We start from the raw sequence: 3,506 nt of genomic DNA on the forward strand, positions 1-3,506 counted from the left end.
GCGCGGCTGCGGGATAGTCTCATAAATATCGACTCCTTTTCCTCTACAGTATCAATTACCCCGACTCAATCTCAAAATGAAAAAACCACAAACCATTGAAAACACATGGCACCCAGTCTCAAAAACCTCGGCACAACGACAGAACCCCCGAACGACACCTCGATCAACGAAGACAACGCGAGTGATAGCCCTGACAGCGCGCCCCTCAACCTACCTTCCTCTGTCGCAGGCTCTGGCACACTCAATCGGCTGGTCGACACAGCCCGCGACTATGCCCGCGCCGCCGCTTCAGAAAATACGCTGAAGGCCTATGCGAAGGATTGGGTTCACTTCACGCGCTGGTGCCGGCTGAAGGGCGCGGAGCCGCTGCCGCCCTCGACTGAAATGATCGGGCTTTACCTCGCAGATCTCGCATCCGGGTCAGGGCTATCCCCTGCCTTGGCAGTCAGCACCATCGACCGGCGCCTCTCGGGCCTCGCTTGGAACTATGCTCAGCGCGGATTCGCCCTTGATCGCAAGAACCGCCACATAGCCACCGTGCTTGCGGGGATCAAGCGCAAGCACGCGCGCCCGCCGGTGCAGAAAGAGGCGATCCTGGCCGAGGATATCCTTGCGATGGTCGCAACCTTGCCCTTCAATCTGCGTGGCCTGCGGGATCGGGCGATCCTGCTTCTGGGGTATGCCGGCGGCCTGCGGCGTTCGGAAATCGTCAGCCTAGATGTTCAGAAGGACGACACGCCGGACTCTGGCGGCTGGGTCGAGATCTTCGACAAGGGGGCTCTCCTCACCCTCAATGCCAAGACCGGCTGGCGCGAGGTCGAGATCGGCCTTGGGTCCAGCGATCAGACCTGCCCGGTGCATGCGTTGAAGCAGTGGCTGCACTTCGCCAAAATCGACTTCGGGCCTATCTTTGTCGGCACCTCGCGCGATGGCAAACGCGCGTCCGAGGCAAGACTGAACGATAAGCATGTCGCCCGCCTGATCAAGCGCACGGTCCTCCACGCTGGCATTCGATCCGACCTGCCAGAGAAAAAGCGCCTTGCCCTCTTCTCCGGCCACTCCCTGCGCGCAGGTCTTGCCAGTAGCGCCGAGGTCGACGAGCGCTATGTTCAAAAGCAATTGGGCCATGCCAGCGCCGAGATGACACGCCGGTATCAGCGAAGGCGTGACAGGTTCCGGGTGAATCTCACAAAAGCAGCGGGGCTATGACGGTCAACCCTCGATCAGATAGGCTGTCAGGTTCTGGTGGGCATACAGGATGCGGAGGATATCGACCACCTTTCCGTCGGTTTTGTAAATCACTAGATACACTCGGCTAGGATGAATGCGTAACGGAGTTGTGAACTTATTGCGTTCACGGGCCATCTCCGGAAAGTTTACAAGCAAGTCGAAGATGGCAAAAAGACCGTCTGCATAGCCATCTGTTTGCGCTACACCCCGTTGCCAGCTCTGTGCTGCCAGATGTCAGACAGCTCCGTTCCAGCCGCCGTTCTAATAACCCAACGGCTATTCTCCGGCATATTCGGCGCGCATTTGGGACTTGAACGTGCTGCGATCGAGCGTGGCCGCCGGGCCGATGGCCAGGCCCACGTCGACAGCGGCTTGAATTTCAGCAATGGCCTCATGATGGGCGCGGTCACGCCGGATCAGGTCGCGAACATAGTCGCTGGAATTAGCATAGCGTCCAGTTTTTGCTTGTTCTTCGACCCACGTCTTCATCAGATCTGGCAATGAAATATTCATGGTACCCATGATCATCTCCCTCTTTAGAAAAAGTATGGCAGAGTTTGCCAAAATACAAGAATGGCCCATACAGCTACTGCCACTCGTGTCGAAGCGGCGGTTACCTTGCTCATGGCCACCAAACCGTTGGCGCAGGAAACACTTCCCAGTGAGCGCGTGAACATTGGCCGAAAGGGCAACCGCATCACCATTGATGTGGACGCTGACCTCTCTCCTCGTGTTGAGGAGGCAGTCCGGAAACTGGTCATAGAGCATCTTGACCGCGGTCAAGATGGGCCAGTCAATGTGTCGGTGGGCTGGCTTGCGGTGGCGACAAGCCCCCTGAGGAATGTCCAAAAACCGATCGGGACAGCCCAGCCGAAGCTATTGTGGGGGCGATGACGGGCGTGGATGAATTCCAGATCGCCGTCCCTGAACCAACCATGCCCGCCCTGGTCTTGCCAAAACTAAATTGCCTGGCGAGGTCCGTGCCAGATGCCCGCATCATTGCGGATCAGCTGGAGAAGAAAGGCGTAAAGCTCGCGGTGGGAGTGTCCATCTACGATCTGGCAGATCCAATGGTTAAGATGCTCGTCAACATCCTTGCCACCTTTGCGGAGTTCGAAGCAGATCTGATCCGGATGCGAACCAAGGAGGATATGGCTGTCGCACGGGCAAAGGGCAAGTTGCGGGACAGGCAACGAAAGCTTTCGGACAAGCAACAAAAGGAGCTGGTGCGCATGCCTGCCACCGGGGAGTATTCCATCAGCGATCTGGCGGAGCTGTTCGATGTCTCGAGACCAACCGTCTACAGAACCTTGCAACGCGGGGCTGTCAGCGGATAGCATATTTTCTGTCCGCTTGGGCCCATTACAACAGCGCCAGTCATCTTTGCAGTTGAAGCCATGAGTGCTATCTATGCGCATGATGTATGCCTATGAGGTACACATGACCAAAAGTGCGACCAATTTGACCATAGACCCAGTGCTTCTGGACGAGGCTCGTGCGTTGAACATCAATCTGTCGGCCACGTTCGAGCGCAGCCTGCGCGAAGCCGTGCGTAAACAGAAAGCTTCTGAATGGCTGGAGAAGAACCGAGCCGCGATCCAAAGCTCGAATGACTGGGTCGCACAACATGGCCTGCCTCTGGAAAAATACAGGCAGTTCTGATGGCGCAGTATGATCTGTTCGCGGATCCTGCGGAAAACGGCTATTTGCTGGATGTGCAAAGTGACCTGCTGGAGGGGTTAATGTGCGCGCAGTAGTGCCGCTCCTACGGAAAGATATCGCGCCCATTGCTGCGAGCCGGTTGAATCCTGCGTTTGAGATTGAGGGTGCAGTGCATGTGATGATGACGCAATACATTGCCGCCGTGCCGACCAGCATATTGAAGTCCCCGATCGGGGAATTGTCTGAAAGCTTTGCTGCGCTCGACATGTTGTTTCACGGTTTTTGATCGCCAGTCTTTAAGCCCGTGGGTAGAAAACCGGTGTATTGAGGCAAGTCTCTATCAGCGATCTGGCGGAAGTGTTCGCTGTTTCAAGACCAACGGTCTATCGGACCGTGCAGCGCGTCGCCATCAGCCGCTAGCGCATTTGTTCCTGATTGCTGTGGAAAATTTGCCACAACATCTGGTGAAAATCATTCCTCACTCGACAACATGTTTGACGGAGGTGTAGATTGCTCGGTGAACCCCAGTCGTGTTTTGGATGGCAAAGGTGTATACAATGCATAGCCATTCTATCATCTGACACTTCATCTATATAATTTAATAAACTCTATAG

The 3,506-nt window shown here is 55.8% G+C and carries 7 protein-coding genes; 5 read left to right on the forward strand and 2 right to left on the reverse strand.

Annotated elements, in window-relative coordinates; all coding sequences use genetic code 11:
• Positions 1–105 precede the first annotated feature (105 nt).
• The gene (locus tag AC13DE_RS02830) at positions 106–1,209 is read left to right on the forward strand and encodes a tyrosine-type recombinase/integrase (protein ID WP_483046986.1); all 1,104 of its coding nucleotides are present in this window, start codon (positions 106–108) and stop codon (positions 1,207–1,209) included.
• Between the two features lie 3 nt (positions 1,210–1,212).
• Here the strand turns inward: AC13DE_RS02830 and AC13DE_RS02835 are convergent, their stop codons facing one another.
• Positions 1,213–1,386 carry a type II toxin-antitoxin system RelE/ParE family toxin gene (locus tag AC13DE_RS02835; protein ID WP_483046987.1) on the reverse strand — a complete coding sequence of 58 codons (174 nt, stop codon included), beginning with the start codon at positions 1,384–1,386 and terminating at the stop codon, positions 1,213–1,215.
• Positions 1,387–1,506: 120 nt separating this feature from the next.
• Positions 1,507–1,752: a type II toxin-antitoxin system ParD family antitoxin gene (locus AC13DE_RS02840; protein ID WP_483046988.1), complete on the reverse strand. Its 246-nt coding sequence runs from the start codon at positions 1,750–1,752 to the stop codon at positions 1,507–1,509.
• A gap of 51 nt (positions 1,753–1,803) precedes the next feature.
• Here AC13DE_RS02840 and AC13DE_RS02845 point away from each other — a divergent pair, with 51 nt between their 5' ends.
• The 4 genes from AC13DE_RS02845 to AC13DE_RS02860 all read left to right on the forward strand — a co-directional run bounded on the left by AC13DE_RS02845 (position 1,804) and on the right by AC13DE_RS02860 (position 3,178).
• The gene (locus AC13DE_RS02845; protein WP_483046989.1) at positions 1,804–2,124 is read left to right on the forward strand and encodes a hypothetical protein; all 321 of its coding nucleotides are present in this window, start codon (positions 1,804–1,806) and stop codon (positions 2,122–2,124) included.
• The gene (locus AC13DE_RS02850) at positions 2,121–2,567 is read left to right on the forward strand and encodes a recombinase family protein (RefSeq protein ID WP_483046990.1); all 447 of its coding nucleotides are present in this window, start codon (positions 2,121–2,123) and stop codon (positions 2,565–2,567) included. The genes AC13DE_RS02845 and AC13DE_RS02850 overlap by 4 nt, the downstream gene beginning before the upstream one ends.
• Before the next feature lie 103 nt (positions 2,568–2,670).
• Complete coding sequence (locus tag AC13DE_RS02855) at positions 2,671–2,892, forward strand: type II toxin-antitoxin system CcdA family antitoxin (protein ID WP_483046991.1); 222 nt, start codon at positions 2,671–2,673, stop codon at positions 2,890–2,892.
• 82 nt (positions 2,893–2,974) lie between these two features.
• A complete protein-coding gene (locus AC13DE_RS02860; protein ID WP_483046992.1) occupies positions 2,975–3,178 on the forward strand; it encodes a CcdB family protein in 204 nt (67 codons plus the stop codon).
• Positions 3,179–3,506: the final 328 nt, after the last annotated feature.

Source organism: Sulfitobacter sp. L-8, from assembly GCF_056859255.1.

Coding starts and splice junctions, on each gene's coding strand:
- AC13DE_RS02855 (WP_483046991.1), top strand. CDS start 2,671: ATGACCAAAAGTGCGACCAATTTGACCATAGACCCAGTGCTTCTGGAC.
- AC13DE_RS02845 (WP_483046989.1), top strand. CDS start 1,804: ATGGCCCATACAGCTACTGCCACTCGTGTCGAAGCGGCGGTTACCTTG.
- AC13DE_RS02830 (WP_483046986.1), top strand. CDS start 106: ATGGCACCCAGTCTCAAAAACCTCGGCACAACGACAGAACCCCCGAAC.
- AC13DE_RS02850 (WP_483046990.1), top strand. CDS start 2,121: ATGACGGGCGTGGATGAATTCCAGATCGCCGTCCCTGAACCAACCATG.
- AC13DE_RS02840 (WP_483046988.1), bottom strand. CDS start 1,752: ATGGGTACCATGAATATTTCATTGCCAGATCTGATGAAGACGTGGGTC.